The sequence below is a fragment of the Massilimicrobiota sp. An105 genome, assembly GCF_002161155.1.
Lineage (GTDB): Bacteria > Bacillota_I > Bacilli_A > Erysipelotrichales > Coprobacillaceae > Allocoprobacillus > Allocoprobacillus merdigallinarum.
In genome coordinates, this window is record NZ_NFLY01000120.1 from 1 (window position 1) to 593 (window position 593).

Annotated in this window: 1 pseudogene; it reads right to left on the bottom strand. The window is 34.2% G+C overall.

Annotated features, from left to right (window positions below):
- Positions 1-579: pseudogene (locus B5E48_RS13465) on the bottom strand (IS1634 family transposase); the annotation flags it as partial.
- Positions 580-593: the final 14 nt, after the last annotated feature.

Sequence of the window (593 nt, forward strand, 5' to 3'; positions counted from 1 at the left end):
AGTACAGTCAAAATAAGTTTTTGAAGTATTGATATTATAGACTTTCTTCATCTGTTCATTAAAAATCTCAATAAACTTGCCATAATCATTGCCCATAAATGCAAGACCGTCTAGAAGCTAGTCATAAGAAAAATGAGCGGTATCTTTCAATTGAGGAAGAACTTCATGAAAAGTTTTATGTTTACTGCAGGGATTCACAAGACGAGCATAGATCAGAGAAGAAAGCAGTTCATACAGATCAAATTCAAAAGAATTGGAAAGATTGAAATAATCAACATATTTTTTAATATTCATTTTATTCATTAAAGAAACAAAAGGGAAATAACCAAGATAAAGTTCAGGGGAAACAGTGGAGATTTTAGGAACACCTTCATTTTTGCGCTGACTGTTCAGTTCATCAACTTCCTTCTGGAAGTGGGCGATAGGATCTTCGATGCCTTTGGCTTTCCATGTTTCAACAGAAGCAAGAGATTTATAGGTACGATGGGCAGCACCGCGCTTTTCATGAGAATAGAAACTTTCAACGATAGAGAGATAAGTCCTGCCCTTTAAAGTAGTTTTTTTAAGAAAATAAGCCATAAAAATACCTCCAA